Raw genomic sequence first — 602 nt, 5'->3', positions numbered from 1 at the left:
CACCGGTGTCGGTGGTGTAACCCAGCGCCATGTTGTAGCGATCGTCGAACACCTTCGGCGCGTGACCGGCTTCGAGCAGGGCCACGACCAGCGGGAAGAATTCTTTTTTGATGATTGGTTTCATGATTCAGTTACCTTTAAGCGGTTGTCGGTTGTTACGGGATATTGTGCAGGAATTACGGGACGTTTGCAAGCAGAAAAAAACAAAGGCCGCAAACGCGGCCCGGAAGGTTAGCGGACTTGAACGTCCGGCAGGATTTGCGTCGGGTTGAACGTCACCCGGTAGCGGTATTCGTCAGCCGGTGCAGGGTCGATCTGCTCAATAAAATAGGTGACCTCCGTCGTCAGGCCCATGAAATGCTTCTTGACCTGGTTCGGGCCGGTCTTACAGGTGATCTCAATCTCCGTGCTGGTGTTCTCGCGAGCGCAACGACCCTCGACGCTCAACAAGTATTCACCGGTGCGGATGTTGATAAACACAATCCGGCGATTCACTTCGAAGTTAGCGGCAGCGGTGGAGACGTTGCGACTTGCCAAGTCGGCAGCATTGTCACACCCGACCAGGGTCAGCGCAGCCAGCGCAACGGCGATCAGTTTCTTTT

At 55.1% G+C, this 602-nt stretch carries 1 protein-coding gene; it reads right to left on the bottom strand.

From position 1 onward, the window contains the following. Nucleotides 1–231: 231 nt before the first annotated feature. Nucleotides 232–602 (bottom strand): beta-sandwich lipoprotein (locus tag N1032_RS26445; RefSeq protein WP_259543627.1); only part of this gene is annotated, 371 nt, incomplete at its 5' end.

The organism is Herbiconiux daphne (assembly GCF_024979295.1).
Lineage (GTDB): Bacteria > Actinomycetota > Actinomycetes > Actinomycetales > Microbacteriaceae > Herbiconiux > Herbiconiux daphnes.
Note: the sequence above shows the minus strand (reverse complement) of the source record. Positions and strands in the feature narration are given on the sequence as shown.